This is a genomic window from Nocardiopsis sp. iso_25 (assembly GCF_056173305.1).
Genome location: NZ_CM149667.1, coordinates 5,618,641 through 5,635,479 on the forward strand (window position 1 = coordinate 5,618,641; position 16,839 = coordinate 5,635,479).

At 70.5% G+C, this 16,839-nt stretch carries 20 protein-coding genes and 1 pseudogene; 8 read left to right on the top strand and 13 right to left on the bottom strand.

Translation table 11 applies throughout. The features are described from left to right. Positions 1-61: 61 nt before the first annotated feature. From AC0VX6_RS24130 to AC0VX6_RS24140, 3 genes are all read right to left on the bottom strand, one after another. Positions 62-1,030 (bottom strand): zinc-binding dehydrogenase, encoded by a 969-nt coding sequence (locus tag AC0VX6_RS24130; protein ID WP_475466177.1) that lies wholly within the window; start codon positions 1,028-1,030, stop codon positions 62-64. 75 nt (positions 1,031-1,105) lie between these two features. Then, positions 1,106-1,561, bottom strand: a complete 456-nt coding sequence (locus AC0VX6_RS24135; protein ID WP_475466179.1) for a DUF6098 family protein — start codon at positions 1,559-1,561, stop codon at positions 1,106-1,108. Positions 1,562-1,751: 190 nt separating this feature from the next. Then, positions 1,752-2,489, bottom strand: coding sequence for an NUDIX hydrolase (locus AC0VX6_RS24140; RefSeq protein ID WP_274974788.1), 738 nt, complete (start codon positions 2,487-2,489; stop codon positions 1,752-1,754). A gap of 120 nt (positions 2,490-2,609) precedes the next feature. Between AC0VX6_RS24140 and AC0VX6_RS24145 the strand changes: the two genes are divergently transcribed. The 3 genes from AC0VX6_RS24145 (at position 2,610) to AC0VX6_RS24155 (ending at position 6,190) form a co-directional block, all read left to right on the top strand. After that, positions 2,610-3,290 (top strand): hypothetical protein, encoded by a 681-nt coding sequence (locus AC0VX6_RS24145; RefSeq protein WP_274974789.1) that lies wholly within the window; start codon positions 2,610-2,612, stop codon positions 3,288-3,290. Positions 3,291-3,418: 128 nt separating this feature from the next. Beyond that, entirely contained in the window at positions 3,419-5,224 is a 1,806-nt protein-coding gene (locus tag AC0VX6_RS24150) for a hypothetical protein (RefSeq protein ID WP_475466182.1), read from the top strand. Between the two features lie 54 nt (positions 5,225-5,278). Beyond that, positions 5,279-6,190, top strand: coding sequence for a 5'-methylthioadenosine/S-adenosylhomocysteine nucleosidase family protein (locus tag AC0VX6_RS24155; RefSeq protein ID WP_475466183.1), 912 nt, complete (start codon positions 5,279-5,281; stop codon positions 6,188-6,190). A 101-nt stretch (positions 6,191-6,291) separates the two neighbouring features. Here the strand turns inward: AC0VX6_RS24155 and AC0VX6_RS24160 are convergent, their stop codons facing one another. The 4 genes from AC0VX6_RS24160 to AC0VX6_RS24175 all read right to left on the bottom strand — a co-directional run bounded on the left by AC0VX6_RS24160 (position 6,292) and on the right by AC0VX6_RS24175 (position 8,815). Further along, complete coding sequence (locus tag AC0VX6_RS24160) at positions 6,292-6,606, bottom strand: hypothetical protein (RefSeq protein ID WP_274974792.1); 315 nt, start codon at positions 6,604-6,606, stop codon at positions 6,292-6,294. A gap of 114 nt (positions 6,607-6,720) precedes the next feature. Beyond that, positions 6,721-6,945: a hypothetical protein gene (locus AC0VX6_RS24165; RefSeq protein ID WP_274974793.1), complete on the bottom strand. Its 225-nt coding sequence runs from the start codon at positions 6,943-6,945 to the stop codon at positions 6,721-6,723. A 105-nt stretch (positions 6,946-7,050) separates the two neighbouring features. Beyond that, a complete protein-coding gene (locus AC0VX6_RS24170; RefSeq protein ID WP_274974794.1) occupies positions 7,051-7,470 on the bottom strand; it encodes a YncE family protein in 420 nt (139 codons plus the stop codon). Positions 7,471-7,975: 505 nt separating this feature from the next. Then, positions 7,976-8,815, bottom strand: a complete 840-nt coding sequence (locus tag AC0VX6_RS24175) for a hypothetical protein (protein WP_475466185.1) — start codon at positions 8,813-8,815, stop codon at positions 7,976-7,978. A gap of 43 nt (positions 8,816-8,858) precedes the next feature. Between AC0VX6_RS24175 and AC0VX6_RS24180 the strand changes: the two genes are divergently transcribed. The 3 genes from AC0VX6_RS24180 (at position 8,859) to AC0VX6_RS24190 (ending at position 10,819) form a co-directional block, all read left to right on the top strand. Continuing rightward, the gene (locus AC0VX6_RS24180) at positions 8,859-9,041 is read left to right on the top strand and encodes a DUF397 domain-containing protein (protein WP_274978248.1); all 183 of its coding nucleotides are present in this window, start codon (positions 8,859-8,861) and stop codon (positions 9,039-9,041) included. A 301-nt stretch (positions 9,042-9,342) separates the two neighbouring features. Continuing rightward, positions 9,343-9,894: a hypothetical protein gene (locus AC0VX6_RS24185; RefSeq protein ID WP_475466186.1), complete on the top strand. Its 552-nt coding sequence runs from the start codon at positions 9,343-9,345 to the stop codon at positions 9,892-9,894. Positions 9,895-9,931: 37 nt separating this feature from the next. Further along, positions 9,932-10,819 (top strand): hypothetical protein, encoded by an 888-nt coding sequence (locus AC0VX6_RS24190; RefSeq protein WP_475466187.1) that lies wholly within the window; start codon positions 9,932-9,934, stop codon positions 10,817-10,819. Positions 10,820-10,879: 60 nt separating this feature from the next. On the opposite strand, the gene AC0VX6_RS24195 is transcribed toward AC0VX6_RS24190, so the two are convergent. Next, entirely contained in the window at positions 10,880-11,662 is a 783-nt protein-coding gene (locus AC0VX6_RS24195; RefSeq protein WP_274974798.1) for an IclR family transcriptional regulator, read from the bottom strand. A gap of 255 nt (positions 11,663-11,917) precedes the next feature. Between AC0VX6_RS24195 and AC0VX6_RS24200 the strand changes: the two are divergent. After that, a pseudogene (locus AC0VX6_RS24200) lies at positions 11,918-12,277 on the top strand (GntT/GntP/DsdX family permease); the annotation flags it as partial. 119 nt (positions 12,278-12,396) lie between these two features. Continuing rightward, the gene (locus AC0VX6_RS24205; RefSeq protein ID WP_475466189.1) at positions 12,397-12,690 is read left to right on the top strand and encodes a GntT/GntP/DsdX family permease; all 294 of its coding nucleotides are present in this window, start codon (positions 12,397-12,399) and stop codon (positions 12,688-12,690) included. 71 nt (positions 12,691-12,761) lie between these two features. On the opposite strand, the gene tsaD is transcribed toward AC0VX6_RS24205, so the two are convergent. The 5 genes from tsaD to alr form a co-directional block, all read right to left on the bottom strand. Then, a complete protein-coding gene (tsaD, locus tag AC0VX6_RS24210) occupies positions 12,762-13,796 on the bottom strand; it encodes a tRNA (adenosine(37)-N6)-threonylcarbamoyltransferase complex transferase subunit TsaD (RefSeq protein ID WP_248772077.1) in 1,035 nt (344 codons plus the stop codon). Beyond that, positions 13,789-14,223, bottom strand: coding sequence for a ribosomal protein S18-alanine N-acetyltransferase (gene rimI / locus AC0VX6_RS24215; RefSeq protein ID WP_268742939.1), 435 nt, complete (start codon positions 14,221-14,223; stop codon positions 13,789-13,791). The genes tsaD and rimI overlap by 8 nt, the downstream gene beginning before the upstream one ends. A gap of 38 nt (positions 14,224-14,261) precedes the next feature. Further along, on the bottom strand, positions 14,262-14,939 hold the full coding sequence (tsaB, locus tag AC0VX6_RS24220) for a tRNA (adenosine(37)-N6)-threonylcarbamoyltransferase complex dimerization subunit type 1 TsaB (protein WP_274974799.1): 678 nt from the start codon (positions 14,937-14,939) through the stop codon (positions 14,262-14,264). A gap of 10 nt (positions 14,940-14,949) precedes the next feature. After that, positions 14,950-15,462 (bottom strand): tRNA (adenosine(37)-N6)-threonylcarbamoyltransferase complex ATPase subunit type 1 TsaE, encoded by a 513-nt coding sequence (tsaE, locus tag AC0VX6_RS24225; protein ID WP_212642749.1) that lies wholly within the window; start codon positions 15,460-15,462, stop codon positions 14,950-14,952. 163 nt (positions 15,463-15,625) lie between these two features. Next, entirely contained in the window at positions 15,626-16,756 is a 1,131-nt protein-coding gene (alr, locus tag AC0VX6_RS24230; protein WP_475466190.1) for an alanine racemase, read from the bottom strand. Between the last annotated feature and the right edge of the window lie 83 nt (positions 16,757-16,839).

Genomic DNA, 16,839 nt, shown 5'->3' on the forward strand with positions numbered 1-16,839 from the left:
CACGAGGTCACCCCGGTTCAGAACCCGCGCGCCGCGCCCCCGGCCTCCCCGCCGGGCCCGCTCAGACCGTGAAGACGATCTTGCCGAACTGCTCGCCCTCGGCAATCGCCCGGAAGCCCTCCTCGGCCCGTGCCAGGGGCAGCACCCGGTCGATCTCGGGCCGGATGCCGGTGCGCACGCACATCCGGGCCAGGGCGGCCAGCTCCTCACGGGTGCCCATGGTGGAGCCCAGGACCCGCAGCTGGAGGAAGAACACCCGGTTGAGTTCGGCCGGAGGCGCGTCGCCGCTGGTCGCGCCGCAGGTGATGACGGCACCGCCCGGCTTCAGGGAGCGCAGCGAGTGCGCCCACGTGGCCTGGCCGACAGAGTCGAAGACGGCGTCGACCTTCTCCGGCAGGCGCTCGCCGGTGGGCAGCGCCGCGTGCGCGCCCAGGGAGAGGGCCCTGGTCCGCTTCTCCTCGCTGCGGCTGGTGGCGTAGACCCGGTGGCCCACCTGCGACGCCAGCCGGATGAGCGCCCCGGCCACGCCTCCCCCGGCGCCCTGGACGAGCACCGTGGAGCCCGGCCGCAGGTCGGCCTTGCCGAAGAGCATGCTGTAGGCGGTCAGCCACGCGGTGGGCAGGCAGGCGGCCTCCTCGAAGGACAGCTCCTCCGGCTTGGGCACCAGGTTGGCGCGGGGCACCAGGACCTTTTCGGCGAAGGTGCCGTCGTGGATCTCCGAGAGCAGCGACCGGCGGGGGTCGCGCGTCTCGTTCCCTCCCCCGGCGGCCGGGTCGCCGACGACGCCGTGCACGATGACCTCGTTGCCGTCCTCGTCCACCCCGGCCGCGTCGCAGCCGAGGATCATGGGCAGGCGCTCCTCGCTGAGCCCGACGCCGCGCAGACTCCACAGATCGTGGTGGTTGAGGGACGCGGCCCTGACGTCGACGGTCGTCCACCCCTCACGGGGTTCGGGGTCGGGGCGTTCGCCCGCCTCCAGGGCGGAGACGGGGTCGTCGGGCGCGAAGCGTGCTGCGGTGATAGCGAACATACCCCGAAGCCAACCACGGAGACCGAATCCGGTTCCACCCCCGGGGGCCGAAACGCGCGGGGAGCGGACCGGCCGCTACGGGTCGGTCGGCTTCCTGCCCGCCTCGAAGCGCTCCCGGTACCTGCGCTGCGCCTCCTCCATCACGGCCTCGGAGAGGTAGGCGACCGGCCGCACCCCGCCCAGGAGCGGTTCGTGGTCGGGGCCGTGGGCGACGGTGTCGCCCCGGAGGACCCACCCCACCCGGTCCGGGTCGTCCTCGACCAGTGAGGCGTACTTGCGCACCTGGCGGGAGAGCCAGTCCTCCAGGGGCCGGGTCCACCAGGACTCGGGGGTGAGGACGGTGACCGAGAGACCGGGGAGTTCGAGTTCGCTCTCGTAGTCCTTGCTCACGACGTGGCGGTCCCACTCGGGGCCGTCCGAGTAGCGCAGGTAGAGGCGGTCGTGGCCGCGGACGAGGTCGGCCAGCTCGGACAGGCTGGCGACAGTGGGCAGGGCTGCCGGTGAGCCGTGGTGCTGAGGAGTCGCGTCCATACGGCCCGACTACCCCGCTCGCCGGGGAGGAAGCCCGGCCGCGCGTCAACACGGAGGCAAGGCCGCCGCGCCGTTCACGGGCTCGCGCCCCGCCCCCGGCGCTCCCGCTCCGGCGCGCTCCCCGGCTCGGCCCCGCTCTGCGATGCCGTCGTCCCCGCATTCCGGCGCACTTCCCGTTGCCGTCCCCGGTTCAGGCGCGCTCCCCCGCCCCCGCCACGTCACCGGACCGCAGGAGCGGCGGGTACAGCTCACGGGCGCCGCCGAACCGGTACAGGGCCGCCGGACGGCCCGCCTCCGCCGTGCGCCGCTCCCCCGTGGGCTCGACGAAGCCCGCCGTCCTGGTGACCTTGCGGCGGAAGTTGCTGGGGTCCAAGGAGATGCCCCAGATCACCTCGTACACCCTGCGCAGGTCGCTGATGGTGAAGGGCTCCCGGCAGAAACCCGCGGCCACGGTCGTGTACTCCAGCCGGGACCGCGCCTCCTCGACCGCGTCGGCCAGGATCCGGCCGTGATCGAAGGACAGGCCGAAACCCGGGCCGAGCGCCTCCTCGACCGGCGTCCAGACGGCGTCGGCGGCATCGGTCCCCGCGACGGGGGTGGGCAGGTCCGGCCCCAGCGCCAGGTAGGCCACGGTGACGACCCGCCCCCTGGGGTCACGGCCGGGATCGCCGTAGGCCCGCAACTGCGTCAGGTGCAGTTTGCGCCCGTCCAGCCCCGTCTCCTCGTCCAGTTCACGCAGGGCCGCCTCGTCCAGGCCCTCCTCCGGGCGGACGTATCCGCCGGGCAGCGCGCCGCGACCGAGGAAGGGTTCCTTGCCCCGTTCCACGAGCAGTACGTGCAGGGCGTCGTCGCGCACGGTGAATATGACGAGGTCGACGGTCACGGAGACCGGGAACCTGGGAGTGGCGGGCGCCGCACTGGAACTCATCCCACCAATCCTACTAAAGGTCCACTTGACCAAAAGCATCGCCTCGCTTATGGTCAAGTTGACCAGAAAAAGCCCCCCGGGACGCCGCGGACCCGCCGGAACACACGCGAGGAGCACGCCTTGACGGAGTTCACGCTCGGAGTCGCCAGTTCCCTGGCGGCCACCGCCGCCACCGTCGGGCTGGGATGGCTGCTGTCCCGACGGGTCCGCCGGTGGCTCCTGTCGGCGGCCTCCCGCCTCAGCGGGCTCGGGACTCTGCGGGTCTACCGGCACCAGGACGACGCGAAGCCCGAACTGTCCGAGGAGATCGGCCGGGCACGGTGGCTGCGCGTCATGGTCGGGCGGGGGAACGAACTCACCCGGGACGGCTTCACGCCGTTGTGGAGCGGCGGAGGACGGCCGCCGGGCTCCGTACGGGTTCTCCTGCCCGACCCCCACTCCCCCGGCCCCGGGGGGAACTGGCTGGAACGCCGGGAGAGGGAGCTGATCTCCGTGGACCCCGGGTTCAGCCCCGGGCTGCTCTCCGAACAGGTGCTCGCCAACTTCCACTACCTGGCCCAGGCGTCGAGGGAGGGGGCGAACACCGAGATCCGCTTCTACGACCTGCCGAACCTCTACCGGGTCGTCGCCACCGACAACATCGCCTTCATCACGCTGTACCGAAGCGCCGAACACGGGCGTCACTCGCCGTGTATCGTCGCGCACCGATCGGGCGAGCTGTACGACTTCGCCCTACGGATCTTCGACACCGCCTGGGAATCCGCACGGGTTCCCGGCGACACGCCCTCCCTGGACTCCTGACGGCCTCCGGCCTCAGCCCGCGACCGGGAAGAGCCCCGGGCGGCAGCGGTGCCACCCGCCGCCCGACATCCCCCGACCACTCGTCAGAGGACGCCGCCCCTGCGCGCGGTGTCCCCAAGGAGCCTGTCGTGACCGAGACACCATCACAGAACAACGTACGAGGCCCGGCCCAGCGCGTGGACGCGGCGAGCGTCGATGCGGCCGCGGGCGCGCCCGAGTACGACTCCACCTCACGCCTGAGCTGTGCGGCCTGGACCGACCCCGCCTTCCGCGCCGACGTCCTGCGCGAACGCGTGGAGAACCCCCACCGCACCCTGGCCCGCGAACCCGGCATGGACGCCGCGCGGGTCACACAGGAGTGCGTCCGGGCGAGGAGCGTCCGGGCCACCGCGGGCGCCTGGTTCCTCGGAGCCTGCCTGGTGCTCTGCCTCCTCAGCCCGGCGGTGGGCTTCAGCGCCCTCGTGCTGACCGCCGTCGTCGGCGCCGTGAGCCGTTACCGCGCTGCACGGGGCGCCGAGAGGCCGCGCGGCGGCTGCCTCGTCTGGCTGGTCGGCGCGGTCGTCGTCTACCTGCTGCTGAGCGTGGGTGCCGCGTCCCTGTTCATGGGCGTCGGCGGAGGGGGAGAGTTCGACGCCTCCGACCCCTCGACCGGGTTCCCCGGAAGTTCCGGTGCCTCGTCCGAACTCCCCGAGGGCTCCAGCCTGCTCCCCGCCTGGCTGGGGCTGCTGCTCCTGGTCGGCGTCGCGGTGGGCCTCGGCTGCTGGGTCCGGGCGCGGACCAACAGCGCCCTGGACGCCGTCAGGGCCCGGGCGGAGCAGGCCTGGAAGGGCAGCGGCGTCGGGACCGTTCCGGTGGCCTTCTACAGCGACTTCAAGCCCTTCGTCGGGGCCGGGGCGCGCTACGACTCCTGGCCCGTGACCCTCAAGCTCCTCCCCGACCGCGGCCGGAGCGAACCCGCGCGGGTCCCGGCCGCCGCCCCGTCCACGCCCTCCACCGCCGTCCACGGGACCGAGGACTCCGAGTCTGCGCCCGCCCTCGCCGGGGCCGACCTGGTCGAGCGCCTCTATGCCAGGCTGCGCGCGGAGCTTCCCGCGCTCACCGGAACCGAGGGGGTGCACAGCAGCACCCGGCGCGAGGTCGAGGTGGCCGACTGCGTCTTCCTTCCCGGCATCCGCCAGGACGACGTGGTGGCCCTGGCCCCACGGCTGATCGAGCAGAACCGGTGGCGGCTGCGCAAGGAGTGGGTCCGGGGCTTCGTGGAGGTCTTCCACGAGCGCGCCCGGCACTTCCTGGAAGTCGGGATCAGCATGTGGGAGAGCCAGGTGGTGGTCACGGTCTTCTTGCGCCTGTCCACTCAGGGAGGCCTGCTGCACGTGGAGGGGGAGACCCTGGTCATGCCCCCGATCTCCCCCGAGTACGGGATGCCCGCGGGGCCGCTCCCGACGGGCGCCGACGCCGAGGAGTGGGTCCAGCTGGCGTGGCAGTCCCTGCTCGGCGTCGTGGACGACCTGAGGACCAACCCCGTCGAGGCCCTGGCCTGGGTCGGGTCGCGGAACGCGCTGAGGAAAAACGACCGGCTGCACGCCTGGGCCCGCGAGCACGGGGAGTTCTTCGACTACGCCCCACGGATGGGCGTCCGGGAGCGGGCGGCCACGGACGGCCTCCAGCAGCTCTTCCAGTCCCACGACGTCCGCCGCGTCACCCGGGCCATCCCGGAGAAGGTGCTGGTCTGTGTCCGCGACGTGCTGCGGGAGGCGGGATACGACACCGAACAGGTCGCCCGCATCATCCAGACCTTCAACCACTACGGAGCCCACTTCTCCGGAGGGAAGCAGACCATCACCGGCGGTGACTTCAGCTCGCACAACACCATCAACGAGCCCCCGTCGGACGACGGCGCACAAACGCCCGGCAAGACCGACCAGACCGACTAGCCCACGGACCGGATCCCCGTGGACCGGTCGAGGAAGACAGGTGGAGACAGCGCGATGAACGACAACCACTACGGAGCCCACTTCTCCGGAGGAGAGCAGACCATATCCGGCGGTGACTTCAGCTCGCACACCGTCGTCAACCCAGCGCACCCCGACCGGGCTCCTTCGCACCAGCGCACCGCTGGCCGCGACGGGAACCGGTCCGGCCCTACGGCGGACGCGGTGGTGATCACCGCGCTCGCCAGCGAGTACACCGCCGTGGCCAGGCACCTGTCCGACGCTTCCGGCGAGGTGAACGCACGCGGAACGCTGTTTCGCACCGGCACCCTGAACGGCTTCCGTAGAACCCGCCGGGTCGCTCTGGCCCAGGTCGGGCCGGGCAACGTGGGCGCTGGGGTCCACGTGGAGCGGGCGCTCACGACCTTCGACCCCGGGGTGATCCTGTTCGTCGGTGTCGCCGGAGGGCTCAAGGAGGACGTGCGCCTCGGCGACGTCGTGGTCGCCGACGCGATCTACGACTACGAGACGGGCAAGGACGATGAGGAGGACTTCCGGCCCCGGGCCAAGACGGCGGCGCCCTCGAACGACGCCGTGCAGAGGGCCAGGAACGTGGTCACGGACGGCGGGTGGCAGCGGCGGTCGCTGGCCGCGCCGCGGGTGGACGCGCCGCGGGCCTTCGTCAAGCCGATCGCGGCGGGCAGCACGGTCGTGGGGCACGAGCGCTCACGCACCGCCGAGCGGCTGCGGCGCTACTGCGGGGACGCGCTGGCGGTGGAGATGGAGGGCTACGGGTTCCTGCACGGCGCCTACCTGTCCTTCGGCACCCACGCCCTGGTGATTCGCGGGATCTCGGACATGCTCAGCGACAAGACCCCCGGTTCCGACGACTTCTGGCAGCCGGTCGCCGCTGCCCACGCGGCGGCCTTCGCCTGCGAGTTCCTGGACCTGTTCGGCTCCGAGGCCTGATCCCGGGAGGGGAACCCGTCGGGGCGGCGGCCGCGCGCCGCCGCCCCGGCCGGACTCTGATCGCTGGAGGGAAGCCGAGAAGCTCTTCTCTCTCCTTCTGTTCAGATCAGGCCGACCACGCGGGCCGTTCCCGAGCTGGGGTACTCGCGCAGGAGTACGGCTTCCGGGACTTCCTGGAAGGTCCCCGGGCCCACGAGCTGTTCACTACGCGAGATGCTGAGTACTTCGCTGAGGTCGACCTCGACAGGCAGCGTCATCGCTGTTTCCTGGCTCTCGGAATCCCAGTCGAAAACAGCGACCTCCATATTGCCTTCCTGCTCGGACCACCTCAGCTTGAGCAGGGAGTCCTCCAGGGCGAGCTGGCCGGAGAGGGTACTGCTCAGGCTCTCGTCGTCGGTGACAACAGTCTTCCGCACCTCACCCGAGAAACTCCGCATCTCGAAACGGACCTCCCACTCGCCGTCTCCGAGGTCCTCGGTGCGTACCGCCAGGTACCCGTTGGGAAGGATGCGCAGGACGTAGTCCTCGTTCTAGCTGGGGAGTGAGTCGGAGAGGACCCCACCGCCCTCGGTTCCGATGACGACGGTGCCACGGAGTGATGCCATGTTCTGGAGCACGGCCACATCGCCCACCGGCGCGAAGGTCACCTCTTCGGGAGCGTCGTGGTACTCGTAGTCGCCGTCGAAGTCCTGCCCCTGCACCAGACTCCACCGGACCGCGCCCGTGGCCGTGGCCGTGTCGAGACTGGCCAGCACGGGCTCGCCAGCACCGCACCGGTACACCACGACGACACCGCTCGAAGTGAGAAACCCTCCTCAACGTGCGGATTACCCGAACCGCCCACACACTCCAGGTCATCGTTACGCCAACCCGGTTCCTCTTCCCACGGGTCGAAGGAGACCACGACGCCTTCTGAGCCGCTGCTCCCAGCCGTGACAAGCCCTTCGTCGGCCACCAGGCCCGCCCCCGAGGGACAGGTACCCCGCCTCGGTCTCACCGTGCTCGACGAAGCGCACCTCCTCGCCGGTTCCCGAGTCCAGGAGCGTGAGGGAACCACCCGCGCTCACCGCGACCAGGGATCCGTCCGGCGAGACGGCGAGCTCGGCCTCGGCTTCCAGAAGCCGGTAGCTCCACACCTCCTCTCCGGTACGGGTGTCCAGTTCCACGGCCCCGTCCTGCATGTGCAGCACCGCGCCCGTAGGCATGGGGAGGATCTCCAGGAGCGCGCTGTCCTCCGGTCCTTCCCAGGTCCACGCGGCCTCGGAGACAGTGGTCGGCACGAAAAGCTGTTCGGGTTGGCGTCCGGTCACCTCGTGGGCGACCTCGTATTCGGCTAACCGCCGGGACGAACTCTGTCCGGTGTCCTGGTCAGACAACAGGACGAACCCGCTCACCACCAGAAGGAGCGCGGGAGCGGCCGTAACCACTGACCAGAAGGCTTTCCTGTTCATCATCAACCAGATTTCCCCGCGAAGACACCCTAGTACTCCAGTTGTAAAGCCGATTTGTCATCGTTCCTGAAGTGCCTGTCTGCGGTAGACGACGTGGCGATCGAAATTCCGAACGCCAGAAACAGCGATTTCGCTCCAGCCAGTTTCGAGCGCACCTTCAGCCGACCTTTCTGTCGGAAATTTTCCCAATCCCAACAGTCGGCCTCGATCGCTTACCCACACCAGCTTGCAGTTCCCCCAGCGACAACAACCTAAAATAACGGTGTTGGGGCTCTACACCGACCTCAATCTCACCGTCGATCAGCGGCGAGTCATCGATGTCCTCTGAAGGTCGTTACTCTTCTCTCAAAGAACTGAGCATCTCGTTAACCAAGGTCCTTACAGCAGACGGAGGACTTTGCTCCTCCCAGTTTCTGCAGCTGGTCGCATGCACCGACTCGCCTTGCTCACGGAATTCCAAGATAGAGAAGTCTTCCATTCCCACGTCGACCGATGGGTCCTGAACGAGTTGCCAAGCGCCCTGAACAGCCACTTGGAGATCGATCTCCGCAGGCATAACGAAGACAACCAAGTCGGGGCGGACCTCGTCGTCTTCAAGAGGAACCGGGAACACCTCGCGCAGAGGCTGGTAATCAAAAACCGACGGAACTACATAATCTGCACCCGCAGCCATTCTGGCGCCATCCGCAACAAATGTGTACTCGATATCACCGTTTTGGGAAGCCAGCGCCTGACCCAGCAGATCATCCGTTGCACCGGGAACCGTCGCACCCGACAGGTAGAACATGTCTATGTTTTCGGACGCCTCCGCATCCCACTCCTCTCTCCAGTATTCACCTCCTTTGTCTTCCCCTAGATGCACCAGAGCCTGCCGTACTCCACCATCTTCTGCAAGGCAGTTCAAAGAAGCAATAAATCCTACAGGGACAGGCATCACGTCCACTCCAACAGAGGCATCAAACCGGCCGGTTGCACAGAGAGAACTAACATTTTCCTCCCATGGCAGCTCTCCAGAATCAAGTTCATACGATTCCATGGACATGCCTTCACCTTCAGGAGAGATCCTCATAAAATATTCATCAGAAAAATAATAGTCTCCATCTTGGCCCCCTCCCATCAGGGAATCGGCAGAATGCTCATAAAGACTGTTTCCATTTGATGACTGCAATCCCACAACACTGCCGTTCCCCCAGGGAAGAGCCCCATCTCCAAACTCGCTGGGATCACCTCAGTGGCACAAGAGCAGCTACAGCGGTGGCTCGCACCAGAACTGTGTGGAGGTCGCCGAGGGCTCCGAGCACACCCTGGTCCGCGACACTCAGCACCGCGACCACGGCCACCTCGCCTTCGGAAGCCCCGCCTGGTCCGGCTTCCTCGCCTCCGTCAAGGGCGACCGCTGACCGCATCACACCGGCCCCTGTCCCGCGTTTCCGGGACGGGGGCCTTTTTGTGCCCCATGCCCGGATAGAACCTTTTTTCTTTTTGGCGAGCAAAGTCCTCGCAAGGCTTCTGAGCTGCACCGACGGCCAACTTTCGGGTTCCTCGAACATTACTTCGCCGTAGTTTCGCCAAGCACTCCCGCGATGCCTTACCCTTTTCCCGAACACACAACTGAAAGCACGAATGACCCCGCGACGGTCACTAACCGCCCGGGGCCTTGGCCAGCAACATTGACTTCTTCAACCACAAGGACTTGCCGACATGCGCGATTTTAGCGTGTCCCTTATCCGGCGTGCCCTCGGCCCGCTGATCGCCTTCCTCTCCGCCCCCTGCGGACGCCACTCCACCGTGGCCGGTCGCCGCCGTCGCCGCTCCACCCGCGTCCACCGCCACGCTCCCGCGCCTCTCCCGGCCCCGCTTCCGCCTCCCCGCCTGGCACCGCCCGGCCAGACCGTCCCGGCCGAGGACATCGCCCTGGTCAGGCCCTACTTCGCCGCCCACGAACTTCTGAGCGCACGCGTATCCACGGTCCGGATCCCAGCGCCCCGCAGCGCCGAACCCGCTTCCGAGACGGACGAGGTCCAACGCGCGTTCGCCCTCGTCCAGGAACGCGCCGCCGCCCTGGTCCAGCAGTGGCGGGACGACCCTGGCGGCGACCTGCTCGGCGAACCCGCGCCCCGCTTCGGCGTCGTCCGGCCCACCGAACCCGCCCGCACCCGGCCAGCCCGACCCACCCGCTCCGCCGAGTGGGCCGAACTCGCCTTCCTCGTCCGCACCTGGCACGACCAGCAGCGCCAGGCCGCACCCGCGTGACCCCTTCCCCGCCCCTACGACAACAACAAGGAACGCCGTGCCCAGCGAAGAACACGAGATACCCCTGAAGATCATTCGGAACGCACCGGAGGTGGTCATCCCCCTGCTCCGTGACGCGGTGGGCTTCGAACTGCCCGAGTACACCGAGGCCTCGATGACCTCCTCCGAGTGCACCGACAGCAAACCGCGCGTCTACACCAGCGACGGCGCCGTGGTGCTGCGCAACGGCACCGAGAAGGTCCTGGCCGTGGTCGTGGAGCGCCAGCACAAGCAGGAACAGGACAAGTTCTGGACCTGGCCGGTCTATCACGCCACTGTCCGGGCCCAGGTCAAGTGCCCGACAGTGCTATTGGCGCTGTGCCCCACCGACGCACTCGCCCGGTACTACACCGGTCCGATCCACACCGGGCACCCGGGCGACCACCTCACGCCTCTCGTGGTGGGACCGTCCAACACTCCGGTGGTCGCTGACCCGGAGCAGGCGCGGAGTATGCCCGAACTGGCGGTGCTGTCGGCCAAGGCGCACGGTGACCACGATCTGCGCACGCTGGACGCGGTGATGGAGGCGCTGAACGCCGTGTCCTCCGACCACCGCGCGTTCTACTATGACTACGTACTGGCCGGGCGCTCCGACGAGGCCCGGAAATACCTGGAGGACCTGATGTCCGTGGGAACCTACAACTGGCAGAGCGACTTCGCCCGCGAGTACGTCGGCATCGGCCGCGAGGAAGGTCGTGAGGAAGGCCGTGAGGAAGGCCGTGAGGAGGGCGTCGCGCGCAGTGTGATCCTCTTCCTCTCCTCCCGGGGCTTCGAGGTCTCCGACGAGGTCCGCCAACGGATCGAATCCTGTGACGACCTCGCCACCCTCGAAGGCTGGGCCAGCAAGGCCGCCAAGGTCAACAGCCCCGAGGAACTCTTCGGCTGAGGCCGGGCACCACGACCACGTGTGGGGGGTGGGAAGCCGCGGCTTCCCACCCCCCACACCTCACCCCAGGGTCGGGGGCCAGTAGCGCTCCAGGATCGCCCGCGCCTCCATCAGGGCCTCCAGCACGGCCGCGGCCACCTCATCGGTGTACCGGGGCGTCGGGACCGAGCAGCTCAGGGCGTCCACGGCCGGGTTGTCGTAGCGCAGGGACACCGCCACGCACCGCAGGCCCACGACGTTCTCACCGTCATCGGTGGAGTAGCCGCGCTCGCGGATGCGCGCCAGATCATCCAGGAGCGCGTCCACGTCGGTGATCGTCTCGTCGGTGAGCGCCTCCAGCTTCGCGGGCAGCAGGTCGCGCACCTGCCCGTCCTCGCGCTCGGCGAGCAGGGCCTTGCCCAGGGCGGTGCTGTGCGCGGGCAGCCGTCGGCCCACCCGGCTGAAGGGGCGCAGGTAGTGCCGTGACTCCTGGGTGGCCAGGTAGACGACGTCGCCGCCGTCGAGGCGGGCCAAGTGGACGGTCTCGCCCAACTTCTCGGCGAGGGAGTCCAGGTGGCCGCGCGCCTGGGCCACGCGGGCGTCGGAGTCGATGTAGCCGGTCCCGGTGAAGAGCGCGCGGATGCCCAGCGCGTAGAGGGTCCCGGTGGGGTCGGAACGCACCCAGCCCCGGTTCACGAGCGTCTGCACCAGCGCGTACAGGCTGCTGCGGGGGATACCCATCTCCTCCGAGAGGGTGCGCAGGGTGATCGGGTCCCGGTAGCGCGCCAGGATCTCCAGGAGTTCGACGGTGCGCGCCGCCGACTTGACCTCTCGGACACCGCCGTGACCTTCCGCGGCCGACACTCGACCGCCTCCTTCCTGCTGCGTGCGGGCCGGGTCGGCCCCCCCGGCCGCGGACGGCCCGCCGGGGGCGAGCGAGGACGTCCGCCTCGGGGTCCTCAGTGTAGAACGCCGTTCGCCCGGACACCGTCCCGCGCGCCCCGGAACACGTGGCGAAACCCTTCCGCCACAGGGGTTCCCGCCGTCTGCGCCCCTGCCCTTCCCCGCGTCCGCACCCGCCGCGGCGGAGCGCCCGCCCCCTTCGAAACAAGGCCTGCCATGCTCTCCACCACCCACCCCTCGGCCCCGGGGCGTTCCTCTCCGCGGGCGAAAGCCCCCGCCGCGGCCTGGTCCCTCCCGCCGTGGGCCCTCATCCTCACCGTCGCCCTCGGCGTGGTCCTGCTGTTCGTGCTGGTCCTGTGGGCCAAACTGCACGCCTTCATCGCGCTGCCCCTGGTGAGCGCGGCCGTGGCGTTCGTCGCGGGCCTGCCCCTCAGCAGCATTCCGGGACTGCTCGAAGCCGGAATGAGCGACACCCTCGGCGGCATCGCCATCATCGTCGCCCTCGGCGCGATGCTGGGCCGCATGATGCAGGAGACGGGCGCCGCGCAGCTCCTGTCACAGCGCCTGCTCACCCTCTTCGGTGAGGGCCGCGCACCGCTCGCCATGGGGCTGACCGCGCTGCTCCTGGGCATCCCCTGCCCGCCACGGCCCTGCCCGCCATCGTCCTGGCGTTCATCATCGCCACGATCACGCGCGTGGCCCTGGGGTCGAAGACGGTCGCGATCGTCACCACCGCCCCGATCGTGGCACCGCTCATCGCGGATGCCGGGATGTCGCAGCCCGAGATCGCGCTCGTGGTCATCGCGATCGCGGCGGGAGGGACGGTGCTCTCGCACGTCAACGACTCCGGCTTCTGGCTGATGAACCGCTACCTCGACATCGACATCAAGACCACCCTCAAGAGCTGGACCGTGATGGAGACCCTCATGGGGTCCATCGCGTTCCTGATCGCCGCCGCCATCAGCGCGGGCCTGGCGCTGGCCGGGTGAGGGACGACGACGTGACCGCCCCGGCCCGGCCCGCAGGAAGCGTCTGCGGGCCGGGGCGGTCGCGTGTCGGGCTACACCGCCAGCGGGGAGCTGACCGGCAGGGAGGTGTCCGTGGCCAGGTCCAGCGCGGACGCGGGCAGGCCCGCCGCCACGACCTCGGCGCCCAGGGCGGCGATCATCGCGCCGTTGTCGGTGCACAGGCGCGGGCGCGGGACGCGCAGTTCGACGCCCGCCTCCCGGCAGCGCTGCTCGGCCAGCGCTCGCAGCGCCGAGTTCGCCGCCACGCCACCGCTGATGACCAGCGTGCTCACGCCGTGCTCCACGCAGGCGTCCACCGCCTTGCGGGTGAGCACGTCCACCACCGACTCCTGGAAGGCGGCAGCGATGTCGGCGACCACCAGGGGCTCGCCCCGGCGGTCGGTGTCCTCCACGTGGCGGGCCACGGCGGTCTTCAGGCCCGAGAACGAGAAGTCGTAGGTGCCGTCTCCCCACTTGCCGCGCGGGAAGCGGATCGCCTTGGGGTCGCCCCGCTGCGCCGCCTTGTCGATGGGCGGACCGCCCGGGTAGGGCAGGTCGAGCAGGCGGGCCACCTTGTCGTAGGCCTCGCCGGCGGCGTCGTCCACGGTGTCGCCGAGCGAGACCACCTCGGTGGCCAGGTCGTTGACCAGCAGCAGCGAGGTGTGGCCGCCCGACACCAGAAGGGCGATCGAGGGCTTGGGCAGCGGGCCGTGCTCCAACTGGTCCACGGCCACGTGGCCCACCAGGTGGTTCACGCCGTAGAGCGGCTTGCCCAGGGCCATCGCGTACGCCTTGGCGGCGGACACGCCCACGAGCAGGGCGCCCGCCAGGCCCGGGCCCGCGGTGACGGCGACGGCGTCCACGTCCGACAGCTTGGCCCCGGCCTGGTCCAGCGCCCGGTGCACGGTCGGGGTCATCGCCTCCAGGTGCGCGCGGCTGGCCACCTCGGGCACCACGCCGCCGAACCGGACGTGCTGGTCCACGCTGGAGGCCACGGCGTCGCCGAGCAGCTCGCAGCCGCGCACCAGGGCCACGCCGGTCTCGTCGCAGGACGTCTCGATCCCCATGACCAGCGGCAGGTCACTCATGGTTCCCCTCCTCGGCGACGCGCCGCATGACGAGCGCGTCCGCCCCGTTGTAGTAGCCGCGCCGCACACCGATCTGCACGAAGCCGAACCGGCCGTAGAGCCTCTGCGCGCGCGGGTTGTCCGAGCGCACCTCCAGGAACACGTGGGTGACGCCGCGCCGCGCCGCCTCGGTGAGGAGTTCGGTGAGCAGCGCGCTGCCCACGCCCCGGCCCCAGACCTGCTCGGAGACGGCCATGGTCTGCACGTCGCCCTCGGGCGGGACGGCGCGCAGCCCCGCGTAGCCGACGACGGCGTCCCCGGACACCGCGACCAGGTAGTGGCGCGTGGGCTCGGCCAGCTCGTCCCTGAGCATGCCCTCGCTCCAGGCGTCGAGGGGGAACAGGGCGTGTTCGAGGTCCATGACGGCCGCGACGTCGTCGGGGGTCATCGCGCGCAGGCTCACGCCGGTCAGGCCCGGCGGCGGGGTCACTTCACCCACTGGCGCACCTTCTTCGGGGCACCGGGCTCCACCGCGTCCGGGCGGCGCAGGTAGAGGGGGTTGGGCGCGGGCAGCTCCTCACCGCGGCCCAGGCGCAGCAGGGCCAGCTCCGCCATGGCTGCGGCGTCCGGGTGCAGCGGGTCCGGTGCGGCCGAACCGGCGCCGAGCACGTCGGCGTACATGCGGGCGCCGTCGCCGACCAGCGCGAGCCCGCCGGTGTCCACCTCGGCGGGGCGGTCGACGCGCACCTCGCCCACGCGGGTGAGCCGGTCGTCGTAGCGGGCCCAGAACACCTCCTTGCGGCGGGCGTCGGTCATCGCGACGAAGGGTTCGGTCCGGCCGGTGGCGAAGGCCAGCGCGTCCAGGGTGGTGAGGCCGTGGCAGGGGACGCCGAGGGCGTCGGACAGGGCGTGCGCGGTGGCCAGCCCGACCCGCAGGCCGGTGTAGGGCCCGGGGCCGATGCCGACGGCGATGTGGTCGAGGTCGGCCAGGACGATCCCGGCCTCCTCGGTGAGCCGGGCGATCGTGGGGCCGAGCAGTTCGCCGTGGCGGCGGGCGTCCACGGAACCGGCGCTGGCGCGCAGCGTGAAGGAACCGTCGGCGCCGGTCTCGCCGATGGCGGCGGTGACCGCCGGGGTGGCGGTGTCGAAGGCCAGGAGGAGCACGGGTGACCGCCTATCGGGGCCCGGCGGCGGTGCCGGGCAGGTCGGCGCCGGTCCACCGGGCGCCGACCGCGCGCAGGTGGACGGAGCGGGTGTCGTCGGGGTGGCGTTCGATGCGGATCTCCAACCGGTCGTCGGAGAGCCCCTCTGCCACGCCCTCGCCCCACTCCACCACGGTGACGGAGTCGGGCAGGGTCATGTCCAGGTCGATGTCGTCGATCTCGCCGGGCCCGCCGAGCCGGTAGGCGTCTACGTGGACGAGGTCGGGGCCTCCGGTCAGGGAGGGGTGGATCCGGGAGATGACGAAGGTCGGGGAGGTGACCGATCCGCGCACGCCCAAGCCCTCGCCCAGGCCCTGGGTGAGGGTGGTCTTCCCCGCGCCGAGCGGCCCGGACAGGATCAGCACGTCGCCGGGTCGGGCGAGGGCGGCGAGGTCGCGGCCGAGGGTGCGCATGGCGTCGTCGGTGGCCGCGGTGACCTCGCGGACGGTGGCCGCACCTGGAGTGGTTGCTGTCGCGTCTGTCATCAGATTCGCTGCTCGTGGTCTGGGTGGATGGTGGATCGCGGCGCGCCGGGTCAGGGCGTGTGCGGGCGGGGCCGGATGGAGCGCGCCCCCTTCCACCCAGGTTAGGCCGGATGGAGGAGGTCTGTGACCGGATCGCGATGACCGGTCAGGCTCCCGCCTCCGCTCAGGCCTTCCCGCCGACGTACTCGCGCGGGACCCGGGGCCCCACCCGGGTGACGATCTCGTACGGGATGGTGTCCAGGATCCGGGCCCAGTCCTCGGCGGTCGGGGTGTCCGGGTGGTCCCCGGGGTCGCCGAAGAGCACCGCGTACTCGCCGGCCTCCACGGCGTCGTCGCCGACATCCACAACGAACTGGTCCATGCAGACTGTTCCCGCGATGGCGCGGCGGCGTCCGCCCAGGAGGACGGGCCCCCGGTTGGTGGCGGCGCGGGGGACCCCGTCGGCGTAGCCCAGCGGCACCAGGGCCAGGGTGGTCTCCCTGTCGGTCACGTAACGGTGGCCGTAGGAGACGCCGCTGCCCTCGGGGACGCGCTTGGTGAGGGCGAGCCGGGAGCGCAGCGTCATCGCGGGCCGCAGCCCGGTCCCCGTGAGTCCGGGGATCGGGGACAGGCCGTAGCTGGCGATCCCGCCCCGGACGAGGTCGAAGCGGGCCTCGGGGAGGGTGAGCAGCGCGGCCGAGTTGGCGATGTGCCGGACCTCGGGGGTCAGGCCGGCCTTGTCCGCGGTCTCCAGGGCCTCGTGGAAGCGGGAGAGCTGGCGCGCGACGGAGGGGTGGCCCGGCTCGTCGGCGCAGGCGAAGTGCGACCACACGCCGGTGACGCGCAGGTGCCCCTCGTCCTCGGCGCGGGCGGCGGCCTCGGTCAGGGCGCCCCAGTCGGCGGGGCCCGCGCCGCCGCGGTTGAGGCCGGTGTCGGCCTTGAGCTGCACACGGGCGGTGCGGCCGAGGCGGCGGGCCTCGGCGATCACGGTGTCCAGTACCGCGCGGTCGCTCACCCCGAGGTCGACGTCGGCCTCGACGGCCTCCGCGACCGGCTCGCCGGGCGGGATGATCCAGGCCAGGACGGGCAGGGTCAGTCCGGCGCGGCGCAGTCGGAGGGCCTCGCCGATGAAGGCCGTGCCCAGCCAGGTCGCGCCGCCCGCAATCAGGGCGCGCGCTGCCGGGAGCATGCCGTGCCCGTAGCCGTCGGCCTTGACCACACCCATGAGCGGGGTGCCCCCTGCGGACTCGCGGAGCACCCGCGCGTTGTGGGAGATCGCGTCGAGGTCGACGCGGGCGTGCGCGAAGTGAGACATGTACTCCAGTGTTCCACGTACGCGGGACCGGAGCGGAGCAACGCCGGAACGCGCCCGGGGAGGGGCCCGACACGCCGGGGAGG